Source organism: Streptomyces sp. SCSIO 30461 (assembly GCF_037023745.1).
Taxonomy (GTDB): domain Bacteria; phylum Actinomycetota; class Actinomycetes; order Streptomycetales; family Streptomycetaceae; genus Streptomyces.
On the sequence record NZ_CP146101.1, the window covers coordinates 2,393,207 to 2,416,591 of the forward strand.

Below are 23,385 nucleotides of genomic sequence, written 5' to 3' on the forward strand. Positions count from 1 at the left end.
CCTGAGGGTCAGATGCGATCGATGTGCACGTTGGTCGACTTCACGCGGGCGGTGGCCTGCATGCCGACTTCCAGGCCCAGTTCCTCCACGGCCTCCCGGGTCAGGAGTGAGACGAGACGGTGCGGGCCGGCCTGGATCTCGACCTGCGCCGCGACATCGCCGAGCTTGACAGCGGTGACGATGCCGGGGAAGGCGTTGCGTGCCGAGGTGTAGGAGACGTCGTCGCCGCTGCCGCCCTGGCCGATCTCGATGGAGAACGCGGCCAGAGCGCGGCCGTCGATCAGGCGGCGCCCGCTGTCGTCGCGGTGGGTGGCGACTCGGCCGGCGTCGGCCCAGCGTCGCGCGGTGTCGGGACTGACGCCGAGCAGGCGGGCTGCCTGTCCGATGGTGTAGGACTGCATATGCCACACCGTAGGTCCGTATTCCTGGCATCTGCAAGTGATCACGGAGATATCCAGTGCAGATGCCAAACTCCCCCATGGGGGATTGGAGGATGTGCCAAGCGGAGGGGCTGTGACTGCTACGTGGTGCGCCTGGGGCGCCCCGGCCGATACCCCTGGTTACATCCGGGGACAGGTACTTCCGCAACCGAAGGCGCGTCCATCATGAGCCTGAGCATCCGCAACCAGATCCCCGGCACCGTCACCAGCGTCACCTCCGGCGAGGTCATGGCGGCGGTCAAGGTCCGCCTCGACGGCGGTCAGGACATCATCGCCGCCATCACCGCCGACGCGGTGCGCGACCTCGGACTCGCCGAAGGTTCGACCGTGCGTGCGCTGGTGAAGTCCACCGAGGTGGCGCTGGCCACCGGGCCCGTCGAAGGGGTCAGCATCCGCAACCAACTGCCCGGGTTCATCACGGACATCGTCACCGGCGGTGCGATGGCCGCGGTCAGGCTGCGCGTGGACGGGGGTGAACTGACCAGCGCAGTCACCAAGGAGGCCGTCGCCGATCTGGGCTTCACGGTCGGTACTCCCGTGGTGGCCCTCATCAAGTCCACCGAGATCTCCCTCGCCCGGGACTGAGCGGGACTCGGCATGCCCGAGGGGCTCAGGAACGGGCGTGAGGGGAGGTGGGGACGGCGGTCCCGGTGGCTGCCGTCCGGGCCTGGTGACCGGGCCCGGACGGCGGCAGTCGGTGATGCCCAGCCTTCGAAGGCCGCCCCTTCCCCGGGTCGTCAGCGCACGGCCGCGGGAAATCCGCGCCCCGTCAGCGCCAGCAGCGGCCCCGCCTTCACCGCCGTCTCCTCGTACTCGGCCGCAGGGTCGGACAGCGCGATCACCGCACCGCCGACTCCGTAGCGCACCCGGTCGGGTGCGACCAGGGCGGTCCTGATCACCACGCTCAGATCGGCGGCACCCGTCAGCGAGAAGTAGCCGATGGACCCCGAGTACACACCACGCGGACCCGCCTCCAGCCCGTCGATGATCCGCATCGTCCGGATCTTCGGCGCCCCGGTCATGGACCCCGCCGGGAAGCAGGAGCGCACCACGTCCACGGCGGTCCGCTCGGCTCGCAGCCGGGCCCGGACCGGGCTGACCAGCTGGTGGACGGTCGCGTACGTCTCGACCCGGAAGATGTCGCCGGCCTCGACCGAGCCGCTCTCTGCGCACCGTCCGAGGTCGTTGCGCACCAGGTCGACGATCATCAGGTTCTCGGCGCGGTCCTTCTCGTCGGTCCGCAGCTCCGTGACGAGCGCGGCGTCCTCCGCTGCCGTCGCTCCGCGCGGCCGGGTGCCTTTGATGGGGCGGGACTCGGCGGTTCCGTCGGCGCCGACCCGGAGGAAGCGCTCGGGGGATGTGCTCAGCACCGCCAGCGAGCCGAAGCCCAGCAGGGCTCCGTACGGCGCGGGGCTGTGGCGGCGCAGCAGCCGGTAGCTCTCCCAGGGGTCGAGCGTGCCCCGCACCTCCGCCATGTTGGTGAGACACACCTCGTACGTCTCACCCGCCGCGATCTGCTCCTGGGCGCGGACGATCAGCGCGAGGTAGGCCTCGTGGTCGTGCCGCAACCGGATCTCGGAGAGCGCCGTGCTCCCGTGGTCGCCCCCTCCGGCGGTCACGGGCGCCGCAGGGACGCCCGCCGCCGATTCGAGGACATCCGCCGTGCTGCGCAGCCAGGCCCGGCCTGCGCTCTCGTCGCCGCCCTCGGTCAGGGCCAGGAGATACGTCGTCCTGCTGAGGTGGTCGAAGACCACCGCGCGGTCGGCGAACACCATGACCGCGTCGGCGTCGTCGGAGCGGTGCGCGACCTCGCCCCCGCACTCGGCCTTGAGCTCGTAGCCCAGATAGCCGACCCAGCCGAGCGCGAAGTCGCAGGGGAGCGGAGGGACCTCGGTGCGGGTGGACCGTAGGTCCGCGTCCAGCCAGTCGAGGAAGGCGCCCCAGACGACCTGGGTGTCGTGGGCGGATCGGACGGTGACCGTCCGGCTGGAGACGTCGGCTTTCGCCACCCGGGCCAGTGGGCCGGAGGCGTCTCCCATCATCGAGAATCGGCCGGCCGTGGTGGTGGCCGGGTCACCCGTGTCCGAGGCGTCGGGTGCGCCGCTGTCGAGCCAGAAGGCGTATGGCCCCGAGCGGAAGAGGCGGTCGAAGGCCACCTCGTCGTTCCAGCGGGTCGGGAGCGCCTCGGCCAGGACCCGCAAGTGGCGTGCGGGTGAGGTCTGTCGTGAATCCGTCACGGCCTCTCGGGAGGTCATCGCCCGAACGGCCCGTTCGGCCTGTTCGGCCTGTTCGGCCCGTTCGACGTGCCGAATCGGCTGGGTATCCCGGGATGCCGGTGCGCCCCTCCACACCCGGGTCAGCCGCATGAAGTTGGCCATCAGCTCATGCCCGTAGTCGGTGAGGATCGACTCGGGGTGGAACTGCAGCCCCCACATCGGCCGCCCCCGGTGTTCCACCGCCATGACGACTCCGTCGTCCGGGGCCCAGGCGACGGCTGCCAGCTCATCGGGCAGGTCCGATACCGCCAGCGAGTGGTAGCGCACCACATCGAACGGAGACGGCAGCCCGGCGAACAGGCCCGTACCCCGGTGGGTCACCGGGGAGATGCGCCCATGGCGAGGCTCCGGCGCACGCGACACCCTGGCCCCGTGGGCCAGGGCGAGCCCCTGGTGCCCGAGGCACACTCCCAGCAGCGGGATCGGCACGTGCTCGATGATCTCCCGGCAGATCCCGAAGTCCGTGGCGACCGCGGGGTTTCCGGGCCCGGGCGAGATCACCACATTGTCGAACGATTCCAGCATCCCGCGGTGCCAACCGGGGTCGTCGTTGCGCAGCACGACCGGCCAGGACCCGCTCACTTCGGAGATCTGGTGGCAGAGGTTGTAAGTGAAGGAGTCGTAGTTGTCGATCAGCAGGGTGCGCACGGTCAGCCCCGGATCTCGAACAGGATGTGCTCGAGTTCCTCGCCGCTGCCTTCGAGGAAGCGACGCCGGTCCCGGACCACGAGCTCGTGTCCGCAGGCGTCGGCCATGTCGTGCAGCAGATCCAGGTCGCCCCGGTCGCTGAACTGGAGCAGCGCCGAACCGCCCTCGGTCAGCAGCCCCGGTGCCTCGGCCAGATAGCGCCGGTGCGCCTGGTACCCCGGATCGATGTAGGCGGCCTCGTGCTCCGTTTCGTAGCGGTAGTCCCTTGGCGCCAGCACGAAGTTGGAATGCCAGTAGACGGTGTCGAAGCGTTCGGCCGGGTCGAGTCCCGCGAACAGGTCGCTGTGCACTGCCCTCAACCGGTCGCCGACACCGTGCCGTTGCGCGTTCAGCTCCGTGTTCCGTACCGCCGCCTTGCTGATATCCGCCGCGACCACACGTGCGCAGCCGGCCAGTGCCGCCGACACCGCGATGATGCCGGTGCCCGCCCCGATCTCCAGGAACGAGCCCCCGGAGCGGTAGCGGGGCTCATCGTCCCCGGTCAGACCCAGGACGTCCAGAGCGACCCCGGTCGTGGCCGAGAAGGGCGGAGCGAACACACCGTCAAGCAGATCCCATTCCCTGTCGGCCATGGCGAAGACATCCGGCCTGTCCTCACGAGTGAGCGACTGTCTGCTTCGCTCCAGCGACCTGAGATAGCTCCCGTGTTCCGTCATCCCCGCCCCCTTGCATAACGATGGGGTGCCGCGTGTGCCGACACCCCGAGCCATGGTTTCCCAGCCGGGTATACCTTGGAAGGTGCTCTGAGCACCACACCACCCCAGCACGGAGGTGCTCGCGGCACACCTTCTGGGCCCGGATCCGGAAACCCCGCTTGACCATCGCAAACACGGAACTTAGGCTCCAAGTGCATGATCTTGACTCTTGTTTGGGGGACACCAGATGAGCACGGTGAACCCGGACGACGGGTCCTCGGACTCCGACGCGCTGGCCGTCCTCGAACTCCTCGCCCGCGAGGCACCGTCCAGCCGCTTCGACGAACTCCTGCGGACGGCACGACAGCATCCGCTGCCCCAGGAGCGGCTGCGGATGCTGGAGCGTGCGGTGCGACTCGCCCTCGATGTCCGTGCCACCGCCGAGCAGCGGCGCAGACGTGAAGCAGGGCTCGCCACGCTCGTCGACACCACACAGGAACTGTCTTCGTGCACGGATGATTTGGACGGGCTGCTCCATGTGATCACCAGCCACGCCAGGCGCTTGCTGAACTTCGACATGGCCTATGTCAGCCTGCGCCTCCCCGGTGGCGGCTCGTACGTGCACAAGTCCGACGGCGAGACCACCGCACTGAGCGTCGGACTCGAACTGGACCCGGGATTCGGCCTCGGTGAGTACGCCCAGAGCAAGCAGGCACCCTTCTGGACCGCCGACTACCTGGCCGACGGTCGGTTCCCCCACTCCCCGGACATCGACGAGGTCGTGAGCTCCGAGGGGCTGCACGCAGTGCTCGCCGTGCCCTTGATCCACGGTGGCGCGGCCATCGGCGCGCTGTACGGGGCGTCCCGCGAGATCCGTCACTTCACCCCGGACGAGGTCAGTCTGATGCGGTCGCTCGCTGTGCTGTCGGCATCCGCGATCGAGGCGACCAGACGCAGAGCCCGAATCGAGACCGGGCTCGCCGACGTGCAGTCGGAGAATGTCCGCCTCACTTCGGCCCTGGCCCGCACGGACCGCCTGACCGCGACCCAGAAGCGGCTCATGGACCTGGTCCTGGAGGGCGGTGCGCTGCACGACGTCACCAAGGCGGCGGCCGAAGCCCTGGACGGCACCCTGGTACTGCGGGACGCGGAGGGCAGGACACTGGCCGCCACCGGCGAACTCCCGCAACCCGGCGCGGCATCGGTGGTCCGGGCACTGGTCGACTCCCATGCCGCGGGGGCGCCCGTGAGGGTGAGCGGCGACGGAGGCTCCGGGGCGTGGGTCACCCATGTCACCACCGGAGTCGAGGCGCCAGGCACCCTGCTGTTCCGGCGACCGGTGGTGCCGGCCCAGCACCGCGCACCTGACCTCGCACCGGCCCCGCGCTCCCCACAGGCCACCGCGTCAGCCGCGTCGCACCCTGCACCGGCCGCCGCACTCGACGCCCTGACGGAAGAGGACAAAGGGCTGCTGTACGCAACGGCTCAGACGCTCGCGCTGGTCCTGTTGCTCGGGCACAGCGCCGGGGCAGCGGCGGGCCCCGCGCGCGACGAATGCCTCGAGGAACTGCTCGCCGGCGCACCGGAGTCTCCGCGCCGACTCTCGGAGCGCGTCCGCAGGCTCGGTATCGACCCAGGCGGACAGCACCTGGTGCTGATAGTGCGCCCAGAGGGCGGCAAACAGGGCGAGTCGGCCGTATGGGCGTCCTCGTATGCGTACCGGCACGGCGGTCTCAAGACGGTGCGCGGCGACTGCCTCGTGCTGCTCATCCCCGGTACGGACGCGTCGGCGGCGGCACGCGCGGCGGCCGGGGAGCTGTCGCCGCTGCTGGGGCAGCCGGTCTCGGTGGGCTCGGCGGGTCCGACCTCCGAGCTGTCGGCGGTCGGCAAGGTGTACCAGGAGGCACGCCGATGCCTCGACACCCTCGTCGCACTCGGCCGCACCGGTGGCACGGCATCACCCGAGGACCTCGGCTTCCTCGGACTGCTGCTCTCCGACGACCATGACGCGGACGCCTTCGTCCACAACGCCCTGGGCGCTGTGCTCGACTACGACAGCGGGCGCTCCACCGACCTCGTGCGCACCCTGGAGGCGTACTTCACAGCGGGCGGCAGTCCGACCCGCGCGGCGCAGCAACTGCATGTGCACACCAACACGGTCGCGCGGCGACTGGACCGCATCACCGAACTGCTCGGTCCGCACTGGCAGGAGCCCGCCCGGGCGCTGGAGATCCAGCTGGCGCTGCGCCTCAGGCGCGCCCAGGACGCGGTGTACCGAAGGCCGGGGGAGACCCGGCGCGCTCAGGCCGACCGCGAAGCGTAGCCCGTCGCACGGTGGTCGCGCCGTCCCGCGAGCGCGGCAACGGCATGCGCGGCCGAGGCGAGGGTGAGATGCCGGTGCCAGCCTCGGAAAGACCGCCCTTCGAAGTCCTTCAGCCCCACGTGTTCCCCCACGTCCGCCAGATCCCTGCTCGTGCGGTCGGCCAGCTTGGTCAACCTCAGCAGCGCGCCCGCAGGTACGGACGTCATATTGGTGGCCCAGACCGCCACCGGCGCCTGCCGTGGATCGGCCCACTCCCCGAGCAGCGTCAGCTCACCGCCACCGCGCACGGCGTTCGCGCCGCGCCGTGAACCGGGCAGTGCGGTCCGTGCGGGGTGCGCGGCGGCGTCCGCGGCCCCGGCGGGGTACGAACCGGGTGCGGGGCTCACGGGGACGGCGACGGCGATCGAGGTGCGGCGGTCGAACGACGGCGCTGCCAGGTCGGTCCACTCGACCGTGTCGCGCAGGCCCCTGACCGATTCCAGGATCGCCCGCGCGCTCCGCGGACCGCCGCGGTATCCGGGCAGCGCGGGTGCGCGCACCGTGAGCGGGGACGCGGCGGCCGTGTCAGCGACCTGCGCGATGACCGGTATCCCGGCGCGGGTGAACCGGCCGATGGTGGCAGGGAGATCGCTGATGTGCGGGTGGAGCACGACCGGCCGCGCCAGCGACCGCCATGCGCTCATCGACTCCAGCAGAGCCGTCGCCGCGCACTCCTCGTCCGACTGCGGGCCGATGCCGTCCGGGATCTCCGCGCGCCGACGCCTCCCGTCGTCCCGTACCCATGTGTCCGGCAGCCGCAGCCGCCAGTGCACCGGCGTGCTGAACGTCTCCGACGCCTGCCACACCCCGTACGCCTGCTGCCCGCGGAAGGAGTGCCCCAGGCACGGATCGAACATCCGGTCCACTCCCACCGAGTGCTCGCCCGCCTTGGGGATCGCCATGGACCGCACTACCCACGCCCGGGCCGGACGGGCCTCCTCCGTATAGCTGGCGAGTGCCTCCCGCACCGGCATCCAATCCCAGGTGGAGCTGCAGACGAAGTGGTGCAGACTCTGCTCTGCGGCCGCTCCTCCGACCGCAGCGGCGATACGGCGGATGGACTTCCGTCCGTGCGCCCTCAGCAGCCCGTGCAGGTACTGCTCGCCCTTCTCCCGCTGGTCCTTCCTCGCGAACGAGGCGAACAGCACGGCAGCGAGATCCTTCACCAAGGCCGCTTCCCATCTGTCCGTGTCCGGCGTGGGCCGTGCGCCACCGGCGTCCCGTGACGCCTCGCCAGGCTGGTCGGCCAGCAGCCGCAGCCGGGCACGAGGCGGTCTCTCCCGCTCGGGTCCCTCCTCGGCACATGGCGCGATCACAGTGCTCCCTCCGGTACCACGCTCTCCACGGCGGCACCTGTCCGCCGGCTCCAGCCTCGCCGCCGCCGGACTCCGTGGCGAGGTGCGCCGGCCCCCTGGCTCGGCCTCCGTACGGTCGTCCCGCCACCACCCGGACCGAGGTGCCGGTGCGGATTCGTCGTGGCCCGAGGTGCCGGGGCGATTCCGCGTGGCCCGAGGTGCCGGGGCCCGAGGCGCCCGACCGAGTCGCCCGGCCCGCGCGCCGGCCCGGCAGTGCGTCGGTCCGCACGGCGTGCCCGCGGGGCGCGCACCGCTCAGCGGTACTTTCCTCACCGGTTATGGGTTCGGCAAAGAACGCAAGTCCGACCTATTCCGCACCACGCCTCGCGCGAAAGGATCACCCGGTACAACTCCACACCATCAGGGGAGGGTTCCAGGTGAGACGCACTGCAGTGCTGGGTTCGGCCGGCACGCTGGTCGCGGGCAGCCTCATAGCGGGCGCGATCATGGCACCGGCGGCCACCGCCGAAAGCCGTGGCCACGGAACGTCCGAGGCGCACGGTGTCCGGATCGCGGCGGCGCGCGCGGCAGCCAAGGGCATCGACTGGGCTGTCTGCCCGGAGGACTGGGGCTTCGCCAAGCCCATTCAGTGCGGCTATGTCAGTGTTCCGCTCGACTACGCACGCCCGACCGGCAAGCAGATCAAGATCGCTGTGAACCGAATCGGCAACACGGGCACCAAAGAGGAGCGTCAGGGCGCGCTGCTCTACAACCCCGGTGGCCCCGGTGGTTCCGGGATGCGCTTCCCGACCAGGGTCACCAACAGGAACCCTCTGTGGGCAAAGGTCTCGAAGGCGTACGACTTCGTCGGCTTCGATCCCCGTGGTGTCGGCCACTCCACGCCCATCTCCTGTGTCGACCCGCAGGATTTCGTCAAGGCTCCGAAGCCCGACCCGGTGCCGGACAGCGAGGCCGACAAGCGCGCACAGCGCAAGCTCGCGGCCGAGTACGCGGACGGCTGCGCCGAGCGCAGCGGCTGGATGCTGCCGCACATGACCACGCCGAACACCGCACGCGACCTGGATGTCATCCGGGCCGCCCTGCACGAGAAGAAGCTCAACCTCCTTGGTGTCTCCTACGGCACGTACCTCGGCGCGGTCTACGCCACGCTCTTCCCGAGCCACGTTAGGCGTATGATCGTCGACAGCGTGGTCAACCCATCCCGCGAAAAGGTCTGGTACCAGGCGAACCTCGACCAGGACGTCGCGTTCCAGACCCGCTGGGACGACTGGAAGGCGTGGGTCGCCAAGAACGACTCCGTCTTCCACATCGGGGACACCCCGGAGAAGGTCGAGCAGCAGTGGATCGGGCTGCGGGCAACCGCCAAGAAGAAGCCCCTCGGTGGGGTGGTGGGCCCGGCCGAACTCATCGGCTTCTTCCAGAGCGCTCCGTACTACGACTCCGCCTGGGCGCCCATCGCCCAGACCTGGAGCAAGTACCTCGCGGGTGACACTCAGGCGCTGGTCGCCGCCGCCGCCCCCGACATGTCGGACACTGCGGGCAACATCTCGGCGGAGAACAGCAACGCCGTCTACACCGCTGTCGAGTGCGCCGACGCCAAGTGGCCCACCAGCTGGAAGAAGTGGGACCGCGACAACACCCGTCTGCACAAGGAAAATCCGTTCATGACCTGGGCCAACGCCTGGATGAACCTGCCCTGTGCCACGTGGTCGACGAAGCAGCACACCCCAGTGCAGGTGCGTACCGGCAAGGGCCTGCCGCCGGTGCTCATCGTGCAGGCGGAGCGCGACGCCGCCACCCCCTACGACGGCGCCGTCGAGCTGCACAAGCGCCTCAAGGGTTCGCGTCTGATCACCGAGAAGGATGCCGGCTCGCACGGGGTGACCGGTCTGGTCAACCCCTGCGTCAACGACCGCGTCGACACCTACCTGCTCAGCGGCAAGCTGGACAGCGCCGATGTGACGTGCACACCGCACGCCACACCCAAGGCGACCATGTGACGCCTTGAAATCGGAGGAGGGGCGGGTCCTTATCGGGCCCGCCCTTCATTTCTTCCGTTCTTCCGTGTCTTTCGCCGCCCGGCCGCGTCGCGGCGGGAGCCACGGCAGCGGACCATGGACCATGAGGCCGGGACCCTCGTGGGAGGAGCGGACGATGCGCGAGATTCTGCCGGCGCTGGCCCGGTGGTACGCGGCGGGCCGGCCCTTCGCCCTGGCCACCGTCGTCGCCGTGAACCGCAGCACACCGCGTGGACCCGGCGCGGCGATGGCGGTAGGCCCTGACGACGAGGTCCTGGGCAGTGTGTCCGGAGGATGTGTGGAAGGGGCGGTGTTCGAGCTCGCCCGCGAGGTCATCGCCGACGGTGAGCCACGGCTGCGGACCTTCGGCTACAGCGACGACGACGCCTTCGCCGTGGGACTGACCTGCGGCGGCGAGATCACCGTGCTGGTACGCAGGGTGTCCCGGGAAGCCGAGACGGTGTTCGGCGCCGTGGCCGAATCCGTACTGTCCCACCGCCCGGTGACGCTGGCGGTGGTGACGGACGGTCCGGCGCAGCGCGGTGCCGCGCTGGCCGTCTGGCCCGACGAGGCCGCGGGCACGCTCGGTACGCCCGGCCTCGACACCGCCGTCACCGCGGACGCCCGCGGAGAGCTCGCCCAGGGTGCCACCGTGACGCGGCACTACGGTCCGCAGGGGCAGCGCCGCGAGGACGGTGTCGCCGTGTTCCTGGAGTCGTTCGCGCCGCCGCCGCGGATGCTCGTGTTCGGCGCCATCGACTACGCCGCCGCCGTCGCCCGTATCGGCGGCTTCCTCGGCTATCGGGTGACCGTCTGTGATGCGCGACCCGTCTTCGCCACGCCCAGGCGCTTTCCCGAAGGCGTGGAGGTCGTGGTGGACTGGCCGCACCGCTATCTCGGCGCCACCGAGACCGACTCCCGCACAGTCATCTGCGTACTGACACACGATCCTAGGTTCGACGTACCGCTGCTGGAGGAAGCCCTGCGTCGCCCCGCCGCCTACATCGGCGCGATGGGCAGCCGTCGCACCCACGACGACCGGCTGGAACGTCTTCGCGGAACCGGTCTCGGCCAGGAGGCACTGGCCCGGCTGCGCTCACCCGTCGGACTGGACCTGGGAGCCCGTACACCGGAGGAGGTGGCGGTTTCCGTGGCCGCGGAGATCATCGCCCTGCGCTGGGGCGGCAGTGGTGCGCCATTGACGGCGACGTCGGGGGCGATCCATCCCTGACCTGTTCATGATGGGCCCCCGACCGCCCGGGACGCCCCCTGGGAGGGTGGCGCCCCGTGTATCTGCTGCAGCGCGTCCGGGGCAGCCTGCCGGGCTCGCTCGGCTTCGCCTCGATCGACCCGGACCAGGCTTTCAACCTCGTCTCCGCGGCCGTGGCCCTGGTACGCGACCTCACCCGGTCCCGCTCCGGTGAACTGGGCAACTTCTGGGCCGATCCGGTGCGCGGCACCGTCCCTGCCCTGCTTCCGGTCTCGATCGTCGGCGCGATCGTGCTGGTCGCGCTCGGCGCGATCCGGAGCTTCGCCGGCATCCACGAGGTCGGCCGGTTCATGGGCGGCTCCCAGCGGTGGAACGGCGGTGCGGTGGCCTCTCAGGAGGCCGTCAGGGAGAAGCAGGCCAAAGCTGCCTTAGGGCGTGTTGCGAAAGTAGCTCCGTCCGCCCGCAGGGCGGGGCCTGCGGCGTCTGGTGCGTGCGATCGCAAGGCGGAGGATCATCCTCGTACTGGACGTACGTGGATGACTCCGACAACGCAGCGAGCGTGCGTGCCAGGCGTCGCGGGTCAGGAGGGACTTTCGCAACACGCCCTAGAAGATCACTGAAAATCTCGGGTTTGGGCCCCGCGGGTGGCCCCGCGGGGCCAGACTGCTGTGTGTGCAGGGGGAATGGGCCGGGGAGACGGTCGGGCCGGATGTGTGGGAGACCTGCCGGGAGCTGATCCCGGCAGGGAGTGTGTTCGCGTTCCTGGCCGAGCACCGCGAGCGGCTGCTGCCGCCGGAGATGTTCGCGGACATGTACCCCTCGGCCAACGGGCGGCCGAGCCTGCCGCCGCAGGTGCTGGCGACGGCGGTGGTGCTGCAGAGCCTGTTCGGGACCTCGGATGTGGAGACCGTGCTGGAGCTGCGGTGCGACCTGCGGTGGAAGGCGGCGTGCGGACTGGGGCTGAACGACACGGCGTTCGACCCGTCGCTGCTGACCTACTTCCGGCGCCGCCTGCAGCGGTCCTCGGATCCGGGGCGGATCTTCACCCGGGTCAAGGAGGTCGTGGCCGCCACCGGCATCCTGCGCGGGAAGCGGCGCCGCGCGCTGGACTCCACGGTGTTCGACGACGCGGTGGCCACCCAGGACACGGTCACCCAGCTGATCTCGGCGATCCGCCGGGTGATCCGCGAGGTCCCCGGCGCCGGCCGCGTCGCCGCCGGGCATTGCACCGCTCACGACTACACCGACCCGGGCAAGCCGAAGATCGCCTGGGACGACGAGCAGGCCCGCGCCGGGTTGGTGGACGCGCTGGTCACGGACGCGCTCAACCTGTTGGGCCGCCTGCCCGAGCAGGAGCTGGGCGAGCGGGCCGCGAACGCGGTCGGCCTGCTGGCGCTGGTCGCGGGCCAGGATGTGGAGCCCGCCGAGGGCTCCGACGGGCGCGACGGGCGCTGGCGCATCACCCAGGGGACCGTCCGCGACCGCGTGGTGTCCACCGTCGATCCCGAGGCCAGGCACATCCACAAGAACCGCACCCGCCACCAGGAAGGCTTCAAGGGCCACGTCGCCGTCGAGCCGGAGACCGGCTTATTCACCGAGGTCGCCCTCGCCGCGGGCTGCGGCCCCGAGAACCACGAGGCGAAGATCGCCGAGGACCTCCTCGCCGCCGAGGACGAGCCGTGCGAGGTGCTCGGCGACTCCGCCTACGGCACCGCCGACCTGCGCGACCACCTCGAACAGCAGGGCCACGACGCCGTCCTCAAACCACCCCCGCTTCGCGCGGCCGTGCCCGGCGGCTTCACCAGCGACGACTTCCACATCGACACCGAGAACGGCCAGGTCACCTGCCCTGCCGGGCACATCGTCCCCCTCGGCAAGCCCCGGAAGACCGGCTTGCGGCAGGCTCAGTTCAAGAAGCTGTGTGCCGGCTGCCCGCTGCGCGAACGCTGCACCACCTCCAAGACCGGCCGCGTCCTGCAAGTCCACCCCCAGCACCAGCGCCTGGCCGACGCCCGTGCCCAGGCCACCGACCCCGCCTGGAAAGACACCTACCGCCGCTGGCGGCCACCCGTCGAACGCGGCATCGCCTGGCTGACCACCAAAGGCAACCGCAGACTGCGCTACCTCGGCACCCTCAAGAACGACACCTGGCTCCGCAACCGAGCCGCCGCCCTCAACCTCCGACGGCTCGTCAACCTCGGCCTCGAAGTGGCCGCCGACGGCACCTGGACCCTGACCCCGGCCACACCGTGAAGCACGGAGGGCGGCCCCGCCACCGGCGGACCGCCCCCACAACAAGATTTTCAGCAGCCTTCTAGCCGAACATCGCGTTGAAGCAGATCATGGCGAAGTGACGAACCGACGAGCGGACGAAGTGGTGTGGCGACAACCCGTGTCGGAGTTGGGCCGAACGGGTGAGGGGCGCCAGGATGGTCCCCATGAGCAGGTACGAGAGGTACGACGTCACCGACGAGCAGTGGGAGGGCCTGGCCCAGGTCGTCCCACTGCGCGGTCGCAACGAGTGGCCGTCGCGAGTGGACCACCGCACGATTCCGCGGGGCTACGAGGAAGCCTATGTCGCGGAGGCCGAGCAGCGCCGCATGGTGGTGCTCAGGGTGCAGGTGTTCGCCGACGCGCGGGAGGTCGCCGAGCGCCTCATTGCGCAGATCCCGGTGCTGCTGGATCTGACGAGTGCCGACCCCGACGTGGCCAAGCGCATTCTGGACTTCAGCAGCGGCGTGGTCTTCGGGCTCGGTAGCGCGATGCACCGGGTCGACCGCAACGTCTTCCTGCTCGCTCCGCACGGCACGGAGGTCGACGGGGTGGCTGCTGCGGCCGTACCGCACGGATAGGCGGTCTCCGCCTGCTGTGGACGGTTGAGCGGGCACGGTCCCTGGTCGAGCGTGCTGAAGGTCTGTGACTCCTTCCTCACCTGAGGGGCGGGGGCTTCTCGCTATGCCGGTGCGGCTTCGCGACGGACCAGCCCGGCCCGTAGAACGTTGAGTGCCCCGACAACGTCGGCGTGTGCCTGGTGGCCACAGCCCACGCAGTGGAACTTCTCCTGTGTGGGCCGGTTCCTTGGCGATGTGCCCGCGTTCGGGGCAGGTTCGGGAGGTGTCGCGGGGGTCCACGGCGATCACTTCCCGTCCGGCACTCTCAGCCTTGGCATTCAGGATCGCGAGGAACACCCCCCCAGCCGGCAACCGAGATCGAACGGTTCAACCCGGCCTTGGCGGCGGACCCGTTGGGCAGGAAGCCGCCCGGCTGTTCGGGGTTCGGCTTCGGCGCGGCGTTGGCGACGTGCTCACCGTTGGACGTGGTGAGGAACGAGGCGATGCCCATGTCGATGCCGACCACGCTGCCGGTCGCGGGCAGGGGCTGCTGTGAGGAGAACGACCAGCGGCCCTGACGCTCCGGATCGAACGCCCGGATCTCCTTGAGCTGCGCGGACTGCTGCCCGTACTTGATACTCGTCTTCGAGGCGTGCCGGTAGGCGTCTCGACGTTCCCGCAACGCGCCGTTGTAGAGCGAGCAGTGATCGCGCAGCATCTCGCCGAGCGCGGCGGCCTGGCCCACGGTGGGCAGCATCAGGCATTTGCACGCACGGATCAACGCGGCCCACCCCCTTCCGCTGCACCGTCTCGGGCGTGGCGGGCCCTGTCCGGCTTGACCTCGCGGTGCAGGCCGAACCTGAACCGCGCATCGTCGGCGAGCGGTTGGCCTGCTCTTCGTCTCGTGGGTGCGGTGAGCGGGAGCGGGGCGTTCGCGCGGGAGCTGGAAGGGGTGGCGGTGGTAGACCTGTGCCGTGACGGAACTGGACGTGAAAGCACTGCAACGCCGGCTGGTGGAGTTCGCCGCGGCTCGTGACTGGGGGCCGTACCACACCCCCAAGAACCTGGCGGTGGCCCTTACGGTCGAAGCGGCGGAACTCGTGGAGATCTTCCAGTGGTTGACACCGGAGGAGTCCGCGGGGGTCATGGACGACCCCGGGAAGGCGCATCGGGTGGCCGATGAGGTCGCGGATGTCCTCGCCTATCTGCTCCAGTTCTGCGAGGTGCTCGGGATCGATCCGCTGAGCGCGCTCGCCGCGAAGATCGACCGGAACGAGCTGCGTTTCCCCGCCGCGGAACGGTCGACCACCGGGAGTTCCGGTGGTGAGCGTTCCGATGGTGTGGGTTCGGACGGCGAGGGTACCGGTGCCGAGCGCTCAGGCGACGGTTCATCGGGAGCTTGATCGTCACTCTACGGAGTGAATGATCTATCCACAAGCGGTCTCCTGTCCACAGATTTCCGAATTCCCCTGGCGTTTCCTTTGGAGTGCCTTCACTCTGGGTAGTGACTCAGTGGAGGGAAGTCGTATGAACGGGGGCGGCGTACATGGAAGCGGAGCGACTCATCGCGGCGGGCCGACTAGCGCTCGCGCATTGCCGGGACGCTGCGGAGGTGGTGGCGGAGGCATGGCAGGCAGAGGCCCTCGCGCAGGCGATCGGCAGCCAACTGGCCTTGTGCGGCCCCAAGGAGCTGAGAGGGGAGGCACGCGCACTCGGCGAGGGCGGTGGACGCGGAGGCAGTCCGCCTGACGTGCGGCTTTTGCACACCGCCGGCCCCCGTGCGGCGCAGCTCACCGCAGTCTCCGATCCGCCGCGTGCGCTGACGTTGCTGAGCACCCTGCTCGGTGAGGTCGGCATAGCACTGGTCGGGGTCGCCTGCGCGACGGATGAGGAGGGCCTGTACTGGCAGTGCATCGAAGCCATCGACGCCACGGACGAGTCGGGTGACCGGGTGCAGGCGATGCTTCGAAGACTCTCCCCGCAGGAGCGCGGCCGGGTCGGTCCCGACTCGGCCACCAGACCGCCGTGATGCCGCATGCCGCGGGGACGCACCCGAGGGCGGCACGGGGCCGCCGGAAGGTTGAAACGCGGACGGAGGTGCAGGATGGAGGCATGGATCTGCGTATCTTCACCGAGCCCCAGCAAGGGGCCTCCTACGACACCCTGCTGGCCGTCGCCAAGGCCACCGAGGACCTCGGATTCGATGCCTTCTTCCGCTCCGACCACTATCTGAGCATGGGCTCGGCCGACGGACTGCCTGGGCCCACCGACGCCTGGATCACCCTCGCGGGCCTTGCCCGCGAGACCAAGCGGATCAGGCTCGGCACCCTGATGACGGCAGGTACGTTCCGGTTGCCGGGGGTGCTCGCCATCCAGGTGGCCCAAGTGGACCAGATGTCCGGTGGACGGGTCGAGCTGGGACTGGGGGCGGGGTGGTTCGAGGAGGAGCACAAGGCATACGGCATTCCCTTCCCCAAGGAGAAGTTCGCCCGGCTCGAAGAGCAACTGGCCATCGTGACCGGCCTGTGGGCCACGGAACCCGGAAAGACGTTTACCTACCGGGGAAGCCACTACCAGTTGGAGGACTCGCCCGCACTGCCCAAGCCCGCCCAGGACAAGATCCCGGTGCTCATCGGCGGCCACGGCGCGACCCGCACACCGCGGCTGGCCGCTCGCTACGCCGACGAGTTCAACGTCCCCTTCGCTTCGATCGAGGACAGCGAGCGCCAGTTCGGCCGGGTGCGGGCCGCCGCCGCTGAAGCCGGTCGTGAGCCGGACGAGCCGCGCTGTTCCAACGCCCTCGTCGTCTGCGTGGGCAGGGACGACGCGGAGGTCGCCCGCCGTGCCGCCGCCATCGGGCGCGAGGTCGACGAGCTCAAGACCAACGGACTCGCCGGATCGCCGGCCGAAGTCGTGGACAAGCTCGGCCGGTACGCGGAGATCGGAACCTCCCGGGTCTATCTCCAGATCCTGGACCTCCATGATCTCGACCATCTGGAACTGATCGCCTCCCAGGTCCAGAGCCGACTGGGCTGAGCGTCGGTGAAGCCCGTCCGCGCCCTTGCCGCCGCCCTCGCGGAACGGCCGCTCGTGCTCGACGGAGGCCTGTCCAACCAGCTGGAGGCGCAGGGCTGCGACCTGTCCGACGAACTCTGGTCGGCGCGGCTGCTCGCAGACGGCCCCGAGCAGATCGAGGCCGCGCACACGGCGTATGCGCGGGCGGGCGCGGACGTGCTGATCACCTCCAGCTATCAGGCGACCGCCGGGGGCTTCGACCGCCGTGGCCTGAGCCGTTCCAGAGCAGCCGCACTGCCGGCCCTCAGCGTGGAACTGGCCCGCGCCGCAGCGGCCGGTGTGCCGCGCGAGGTGTGGGTGGCGGCATCGGTGGGTCCGTACGGCGCCGCGCTCGCGGACGGTAGCGAGTACCGGGGCCGCTATGGGCTCACCGTGCGGGAGCTGGCGGACTTCCACCGCCCCCGTATCCAGGCCCTGGCCGCAGCCCGGCCCGACGCCCTCGCCCTGGAAACCGTGCCCGACACGGACGAGGCCGAGGCCCTGCTCGCCGCAGCCGGTGACACCGGGCTTCCCCTGTGGCTCTCGTACACCGTGGCGGGCGAGCGCACCCGGGCCGGCCAGGACCTCGCCGCCGCCTTCGCCCTGGCCGCCGGGAACGACCAAGTGATCGCCGTCGGCGTCAACTGCTGCGATCCCGCCGACGCGGAACGCGCTGTGGAGCTGGCCGCCCGCGAGACGGACAAGCCGGTCGTCGTCTACCCCAACAGCGGCGAGCGCTGGGACGCCGCGGCGGGCCGCTGGTACGGCCGCGCCACCTTCGACCCGGCCAAGGCCCGCGGCTGGCAGTCGGCAGGTGCCCGGCTCATCGGCGGCTGCTGCCGCGTGGGCCCGGAGCTTGTCGCCGTGCTGGCGGGCGTCGTCGGAGGCCGGTAGGGCCCTGCGCCTGACCGTCAGCTGCGACGGCCGCGACCGCATGATCGCTCCTCGCGGCTGTACCGTGGAAAACGCCTGGTGGGCCGGCTCCGAACCGACAATACTCGGACACGTGTTCCTGACGATCTCCACCACCGGCACCCCGGAGCGTCCTGCCACCGACCTGGGCTTTCTGCTGCACAAGCACCCGGACAAGGCGCAGACGTTCTCGACCTCCCACGGCACCGCGCACGTCCTCTACCCCGAGGCCACCGCCGAGCGCTGCACGGCGGCGCTGCTGCTGGAGGTGGATCCCGTGGCGCTGGTGCGGCGCGGCAGGGGGAAGGGGCGCGGGGGCGCGCCGGATTCCGCGCTGGCGCAGTATGTCAACGATCGGCCGTACGCCGCGTCCTCGCTGCTGTCCGTCGCCATGAGTACCGTCTTCAAGAGCGCCCTGCGCGGGGTGTGCTCGGCGTTGCCGGAGCGGGCCGCGACTCCACTGCCGCTCCGGATCGAGGTGCCGGCGCTGCCCGCGCGCGGCGGGACGGAGCTGGTGCGCAAGTTGTTCGGGCCGCTCGGCTGGAGCACGGTCGACGCCGCCCCCGTACCGCTGGACGAGAGATTCCCCGAGTGGGGCGACTCGCGTTACGTGCGCCTGGTGCTGGAGGGCGAGTTGCGGCTCGCCGACGCACTACGGCAGTTGTACGTCCTCCTTCCGGTGCTCGATGACGCCAAGCACTACTGGGTCGCCCCCGACGAGGTCGACAAGTTGCTGCGGGCCGGTGACGGCTGGCTTGCCGAGCACCCCGAGCAGAAGCTGATCACCAGCCGCTATCTGTCGCGGCGCTGGGGTCTGACCCGTCAGGCCATGGAGCGCCTCGAACTGGTGCGGCTGGCCGAGAGCGACGACCTCGAGGTCGAGGACGTCGACAACGCCGTGGACGAGACCACCGACACCGACGAGCGTCCCGTCCCGCTGGCCGAGCAGCGGCGTACGGCGATCCTGGGGGCGCTGCACGAGGCGGGCGCCGCCACCGTGCTCGACCTGGGCTGCGGACAGGGCCAGCTGGTGCAGGCGTTGCTGAAGGACAGCAGGTTCACCCGGGTCGTGGGTGTGGACGTGTCCGTGCGAGCCCTCACCATCGCCGCGCGCAGGCTCAGGCTGGACCGGATGGGAGAGCGCCAGTCGGACCGGATCAGCCTGGTCCAGGGCTCACTCACGTACACGGACAAGCGGCTCGCGGGCCATGACGCCGCCGTGCTCAGTGAGGTCATCGAGCACCTGGACCTGCCGCGGCTGCCCGCACTCGAGTACGCGGTCTTCGGTTCGGCCCGCCCCCGTACGGTGATCGTGACGACGCCGAATGTCGAGTACAACGTGCGCTGGGAGAGCCTGCCCGCCGGGCATGTCCGCCACAGCGACCACCGCTTCGAGTGGACCCGCGAGGAGTTCCGGCAATGGGCGGCCCGGGTCGCCCACCGGCACGGCTACGAGGTGAGCCACCTCGGTGTCGGTGACGACGATCCCGAGGTGGGCGCACCGACCCAGATGGCGGTGTTCACCATGACCACGCAGACGGAGAAGAAGGAGGTGGCGGCATGAACATCCGTGACACCGGAAGTACCACCGGCGCGGACGACGGCAACAACAGCAGTGCGGACACGGGCAGCACCTCCCGCGCCCTGTCCGTACCCGACCTCTCGCTCGTGGTCCTCGTCGGCGCGACCGGCTCCGGCAAGTCCACCTTCGCCCAGCGGCACTTCAAGCCCACCGAGGTCATCTCCTCGGACTTCTGCCGGGGCCTGGTCGCGGACGACGAGAACGACCAGAGCGCCAGCGGCGACGCCTTCGACGTGCTGCACTACATTGCGGGCAAGCGCCTCGCCGCCGGTCGGCTCACCGTCGTGGACGCCACCAGCGTCCAGCGGGAGAGCCGCCGCCAGCTCATCGCGCTGGCCCGGGCGCACGACGTGCTCCCCGTGGCCATCGTGCTGGACCTGCCGGAGGACGTGTGCGCCGAGCGAAACGCGGCGCGCCCCGAACGGGCCGGCATGCCACGCCATGTCGTCGCACGCCACCGCCGTGAACTGCACCGCTCCCTGCGCGGCCTGGAGCGCGAGGGCTTCCGCAAGGTGCACGTCCTGCGCAGCGTGGCCGAGGTCGAGTCGGCGCGGGTCGTACCGGAGAAGCGCTACAACGACCTGCGGCACCTGACCGGACCGTTCGACATCATCGGCGACATCCACGGCTGCCGCTCCGAGCTGGACGCCCTGCTCGCCAAGCTCGGCTACCAGGACGGGGAGCACCCCGACGGCCGCACGGCCGTGTTCGTCGGCGACCTGGTGGACCGGGGACCCGACAGCCCCGGTGTGCTGCGTCGGGTGATGGGCATGGTGGCGTCGGGCAACGCCCTGTGCGTGCCCGGCAACCACGAGAACAAACTGGGCCGCTGGCTGAACGGCCGCCAGGTCCGGCGCACTCATGGACTGGCCGAGACCATCGAGCAGTTCGAGCGCGAGGACGCGGTGGACCCGCAGTTCCGTGAGCAGGCGCGCGAGTTCATCGAGGGACTCGTCAGCCACTACGTCCTGGACGAGGGCCGGCTCGTGGTCTGCCACGCCGGTCTGCCCGAGAAGTACCACGGCCGCACCTCAGGCCGGGTGCGCTCGCACGCGCTCTACGGGGACACCACCGGTGAGACCGACGAGTTCGGCCTGCCCGTGCGCTACCCGTGGGCCGAGGACTACCGGGGCCGGGCGGCCGTGGTCTATGGCCACACTCCCGTGCCCACGGCGTCCTGGCTCAACAACACCATCTGCCTGGACACCGGCGTCGTCTTCGGCGGCAAGCTGACCGCCCTGCGCTGGCCCGAGCGTGAACTCGTGGACGTGGCCGCTGAGCAGGTCTGGTACGAGCCGACCAGGCCGCTCGCCGGCGAGGCACCCGGCGGACACCAGGGCCGCCCGCTGGACCTGGCCGATGTGCACGGCCGCCGAGTCGTGGAGACCCGCCAGATGGGCCGGGTCGCTGTGCGCGAGGAGAACGCCGCGGCCGCGCTGGAGGTGATGAGCAGGTTCGCGGTCGACCCGCGGCTGCTCGCCTATCTGCCGCCGACCATGGCACCGACCGCCACCTCCCAGGAGGCGGGCTACCTGGAGCACCCGGCAGAGGCGTTCACCCAGTACCGGGCCGACGGCGTCGGGCGGGTGGTGTGCGAGGAGAAGCACATGGGTTCGCGCGCGGTCGCGCTGGTCTGCCGTGACGCGGACGCGGCCCGTGCCCGCTTCGGTGTGGAAGGCGCGACCGGCGCACTGCACACCCGCACCGGCCGCCCCTTCTTCGACGACCCCCGGGTCACCGAGGAGGTGCTGGCGCGCCTGCGTGCCGCGATCGGCGACGCCGGTCTGTGGGACGAGCTGGAGACCGACTGGCTGCTGCTGGACGGTGAGTTGATGCCCTGGTCCCTCAAGGCGTCCGGTCTGCTGCGCAAGCAGTACGCGGCCGTCGGCGCCGCCTCGGGCGCGGTGTTCCCCGGGGCCACCGCGGCCCTGGAAGCCGCCGAGGCACGCGGAGTGGACCTCGGCGGGCTCCTCGAGCGGCAGCGTGAACGTGCCGAGGCGGCCGAGGCGTTCACGGATGCCTATCGCCGCTACTGCTGGACCACGGATGGCCTGGAGGGCGTGCGCTTCGCTCCTTTCCAGATACTCGCCGCCCACGGCCGCTCACTGGCCGTGGTCCCGCACGACGCACAACTGGCCTGGCTGGACCGCCTGGCGGCGGCCGACGCCGCCACCGGCTCCGGGCTGCTCCTGACCACCCGGCGCATCGTCGTCGACACCGCTGACGAACAGTCCGTACGCGCCGGTACCGACTGGTGGCTCGAGCTGACCGCGGCCGGTGGCGAGGGCATGGTCGTCAAACCCCTCGATGCGCTGGTGCGTGACGACAAGGGGCGACTGGTCCAGCCGGGGATCAAGGTCCGCGGACGGGAGTATCTGCGGATCATCTACGGCCCCGAGTACACGCGCGAGGACCAGCTGACCCGGCTGCGCGGCAGGACACTCGGCCACAAGCGGTCGCTGGCGCTGCGCGAGTACGCACTGGGACTGGAGGCGCTGGACCGGCTGGCCGATGGGGAGCCGCTGTGGCGGGTCCACGAGGCCGTGTTCGCGGTGCTGGCGCTTGAGTCGGAGCCGGTGGACCCCCGGCTGTGAGCCGCGCACGGGTCCGGGGGCGGGAAACCTTTCCGCCCCCGGACCCGTCGACTCGTACTGATCGACAAGAATTCCGCGAGTTCACGTGCCCTGGGGGCGCAAACCAAAGCCGTCTGGGAACGTTTCCTCCATGGGATTCCACGTCGACTCCGAGACCGGGCGGCTGCGCCGGGTCATACTCCACCGCCCCGATCTGGAACTGAAGCGTCTCACTCCCTCCAACAAGGACGCGCTGCTCTTCGACGACCTCCTGTGGGTCCGCCGCGCGCGCCAGGAGCACGACGGCTTCGCGGATGTGCTCAGGGACCGCGGTGTCGAGGTCCATCTCTTCGGCGACCTGCTGTGTGAGTCGCTTGAACTGCCGGCTGCCCGGAAACTGGTGCTCGACCGTGTCTTCGACGAGAAGGAGTACGGTCCGCTGGCCACGGATCATCTCCGTGACGCGTTCGACGCGATGGACACGGCCGCCCTGACCGAGGCGTTGATCGGCGGAATGACCAAGCGGGAGTTCCTCGCCGGGCACCGCGAGCCTTCCTCCGTCCGCTTCCATGTGATGGACCTCGACGACTTCCTGCTCGGCCCGCTGCCCAACCACATCTTCACCCGCGACACCTCTGCCTGGATCTACGACGGTGTGTCCATCAACGCGATGCGTTGGCCCGCCCGCAGACGGGAGACGGTCCACTTCGAAGCGATCTACAAACACCACCCGCTGTTCACCGGTCCGCAGGCGGGCCCCTTCCACCACTGGTCGGAAGGCCAGGACGACTACCCCTCCACCATCGAGGGCGGGGACGTCCTGGTCATCGGCAACGGTGCGGTGCTGATCGGCATGAGTGAGCGGACCACCCCGCAGGCGGTGGAGATGCTGGCGCGCGGGCTGTTCGCCGCGGGTTCGGCGCGCACCATCGTGGCGCTCGACATGCCCAAGGCCCGGGCGTTCATGCACCTCGACACGGTGATGACGATGGTCGACCGCGACACCTTCACCCAGTACGCCGGGCTCGGCATGCTGCGCTCGTACACCATCGAACCCGCGGAGGGTGAACACGGGGTGGGGCTGCGGGTCAGCGACCATCCGCCGGAGCAGATGCACAGTGCGATTGCGGCGGCCCTGGGGTTGAAGGACATCCGGGTGCTGACCGCGAAGCAGGATGTGCACGCAGCGGAGCGTGAGCAGTGGGACGACGGCTGCAATGTGCTCGCAGTCGAGCCGGGCGTCGTGGTGGCGTACGACCGCAACGTGACGACGAACACCCATCTGCGCAAGCAGGGTATCGAGGTGATCGAGATTCCCGGTTCGGAGCTGGGCAGGGGGCGCGGGGGCCCGCGCTGCATGAGCTGTCCCATCGAGCGGGACGCAGCGGACTGAGCCGACCACCCGGGGCCCGCATAGTGATGCGAGGTATCGTATAGACTTCCAATGTAATACCGTCCCTCGTATGCG

17 protein-coding genes and 2 pseudogenes are annotated in these 23,385 nt (G+C 70.3%); 14 read left to right on the forward strand and 5 right to left on the reverse strand.

All coding sequences use genetic code 11. The features are described from left to right. Window positions 1-8: 8 nt before the first annotated feature. The gene (locus tag V1460_RS10705; RefSeq protein ID WP_338673518.1) at window positions 9-401 is read right to left on the reverse strand and encodes a helix-turn-helix transcriptional regulator; all 393 of its coding nucleotides are present in this window, start codon (window positions 399-401) and stop codon (window positions 9-11) included. A gap of 204 nt (window positions 402-605) precedes the next feature. On the opposite strand from V1460_RS10705, the gene V1460_RS10710 reads away from it, so the two are divergent. Next, complete coding sequence (locus tag V1460_RS10710) at window positions 606-1,025, forward strand: TOBE domain-containing protein (RefSeq protein ID WP_338673519.1); 420 nt, start codon at window positions 606-608, stop codon at window positions 1,023-1,025. A gap of 152 nt (window positions 1,026-1,177) precedes the next feature. Here the strand turns inward: V1460_RS10710 and pabB are convergent, their stop codons facing one another. Continuing rightward, the gene (pabB, locus tag V1460_RS10715; protein ID WP_338673520.1) at window positions 1,178-3,364 is read right to left on the reverse strand and encodes an aminodeoxychorismate synthase component I; all 2,187 of its coding nucleotides are present in this window, start codon (window positions 3,362-3,364) and stop codon (window positions 1,178-1,180) included. 2 nt (window positions 3,365-3,366) lie between these two features. Beyond that, window positions 3,367-4,080, reverse strand: coding sequence for a 50S ribosomal protein L11 methyltransferase (locus tag V1460_RS10720; protein WP_338673521.1), 714 nt, complete (start codon window positions 4,078-4,080; stop codon window positions 3,367-3,369). Window positions 4,081-4,306: 226 nt separating this feature from the next. Here V1460_RS10720 and V1460_RS10725 point away from each other — a divergent pair, with 226 nt between their 5' ends. After that, window positions 4,307-6,382, forward strand: coding sequence for a helix-turn-helix domain-containing protein (locus V1460_RS10725; RefSeq protein WP_338673522.1), 2,076 nt, complete (start codon window positions 4,307-4,309; stop codon window positions 6,380-6,382). Here V1460_RS10725 and V1460_RS10730 read toward each other — a convergent pair. Beyond that, entirely contained in the window at window positions 6,361-7,737 is a 1,377-nt protein-coding gene (locus V1460_RS10730; protein WP_338673523.1) for a transposase, read from the reverse strand. The genes V1460_RS10725 and V1460_RS10730 overlap by 22 nt on opposite strands. Window positions 7,738-8,153: 416 nt before the next feature. Here V1460_RS10730 and V1460_RS10735 point away from each other — a divergent pair, with 416 nt between their 5' ends. The 5 genes and pseudogenes from V1460_RS10735 to V1460_RS10755 all read left to right on the forward strand — a co-directional run bounded on the left by V1460_RS10735 (window position 8,154) and on the right by V1460_RS10755 (window position 13,817). Further along, a complete protein-coding gene (locus tag V1460_RS10735; RefSeq protein WP_338673524.1) occupies window positions 8,154-9,737 on the forward strand; it encodes an alpha/beta hydrolase in 1,584 nt (527 codons plus the stop codon). A gap of 154 nt (window positions 9,738-9,891) precedes the next feature. Further along, window positions 9,892-10,986, forward strand: a complete 1,095-nt coding sequence (locus V1460_RS10740; RefSeq protein WP_338673525.1) for an XdhC/CoxI family protein — start codon at window positions 9,892-9,894, stop codon at window positions 10,984-10,986. 56 nt (window positions 10,987-11,042) lie between these two features. Next, window positions 11,043-11,375, forward strand: a pseudogene (locus V1460_RS10745) (potassium-transporting ATPase subunit KdpA); the annotation flags it as partial. Window positions 11,376-11,637: 262 nt separating this feature from the next. After that, a complete protein-coding gene (locus V1460_RS10750; protein ID WP_338671414.1) occupies window positions 11,638-13,218 on the forward strand; it encodes an IS1182 family transposase in 1,581 nt (526 codons plus the stop codon). A 185-nt stretch (window positions 13,219-13,403) separates the two neighbouring features. Continuing rightward, the gene (locus V1460_RS10755) at window positions 13,404-13,817 is read left to right on the forward strand and encodes a cell division protein SepF (RefSeq protein WP_338673526.1); all 414 of its coding nucleotides are present in this window, start codon (window positions 13,404-13,406) and stop codon (window positions 13,815-13,817) included. Between the two features lie 101 nt (window positions 13,818-13,918). On the opposite strand, the pseudogene V1460_RS10760 reads toward V1460_RS10755, so the two are convergent. Beyond that, window positions 13,919-14,577 (reverse strand): annotated as a pseudogene (locus V1460_RS10760) (RNA-guided endonuclease InsQ/TnpB family protein). A 193-nt stretch (window positions 14,578-14,770) separates the two neighbouring features. Between V1460_RS10760 and V1460_RS10765 the strand changes: the two are divergent. From V1460_RS10765 to V1460_RS10795, 7 genes are all read left to right on the forward strand, one after another. Beyond that, window positions 14,771-15,199, forward strand: coding sequence for a nucleotide pyrophosphohydrolase (locus V1460_RS10765; RefSeq protein WP_338673527.1), 429 nt, complete (start codon window positions 14,771-14,773; stop codon window positions 15,197-15,199). Window positions 15,200-15,342: 143 nt separating this feature from the next. Further along, window positions 15,343-15,825, forward strand: a complete 483-nt coding sequence (locus V1460_RS10770) for a DUF6099 family protein (RefSeq protein WP_338673528.1) — start codon at window positions 15,343-15,345, stop codon at window positions 15,823-15,825. A gap of 83 nt (window positions 15,826-15,908) precedes the next feature. Further along, window positions 15,909-16,832 (forward strand): LLM class F420-dependent oxidoreductase, encoded by a 924-nt coding sequence (locus tag V1460_RS10775; protein WP_338673529.1) that lies wholly within the window; start codon window positions 15,909-15,911, stop codon window positions 16,830-16,832. A gap of 6 nt (window positions 16,833-16,838) precedes the next feature. Further along, window positions 16,839-17,744, forward strand: coding sequence for a homocysteine S-methyltransferase (mmuM, locus tag V1460_RS10780; protein WP_338673530.1), 906 nt, complete (start codon window positions 16,839-16,841; stop codon window positions 17,742-17,744). A 112-nt stretch (window positions 17,745-17,856) separates the two neighbouring features. Then, window positions 17,857-19,326: a 3' terminal RNA ribose 2'-O-methyltransferase Hen1 gene (locus tag V1460_RS10785; RefSeq protein ID WP_338673531.1), complete on the forward strand. Its 1,470-nt coding sequence runs from the start codon at window positions 17,857-17,859 to the stop codon at window positions 19,324-19,326. Further along, the gene (locus V1460_RS10790) at window positions 19,323-21,938 is read left to right on the forward strand and encodes a polynucleotide kinase-phosphatase (RefSeq protein ID WP_338673532.1); all 2,616 of its coding nucleotides are present in this window, start codon (window positions 19,323-19,325) and stop codon (window positions 21,936-21,938) included. The genes V1460_RS10785 and V1460_RS10790 overlap by 4 nt, the downstream gene beginning before the upstream one ends. Window positions 21,939-22,068: 130 nt before the next feature. Beyond that, window positions 22,069-23,310, forward strand: coding sequence for an arginine deiminase (locus V1460_RS10795; RefSeq protein WP_338673533.1), 1,242 nt, complete (start codon window positions 22,069-22,071; stop codon window positions 23,308-23,310). Window positions 23,311-23,385: the final 75 nt, after the last annotated feature.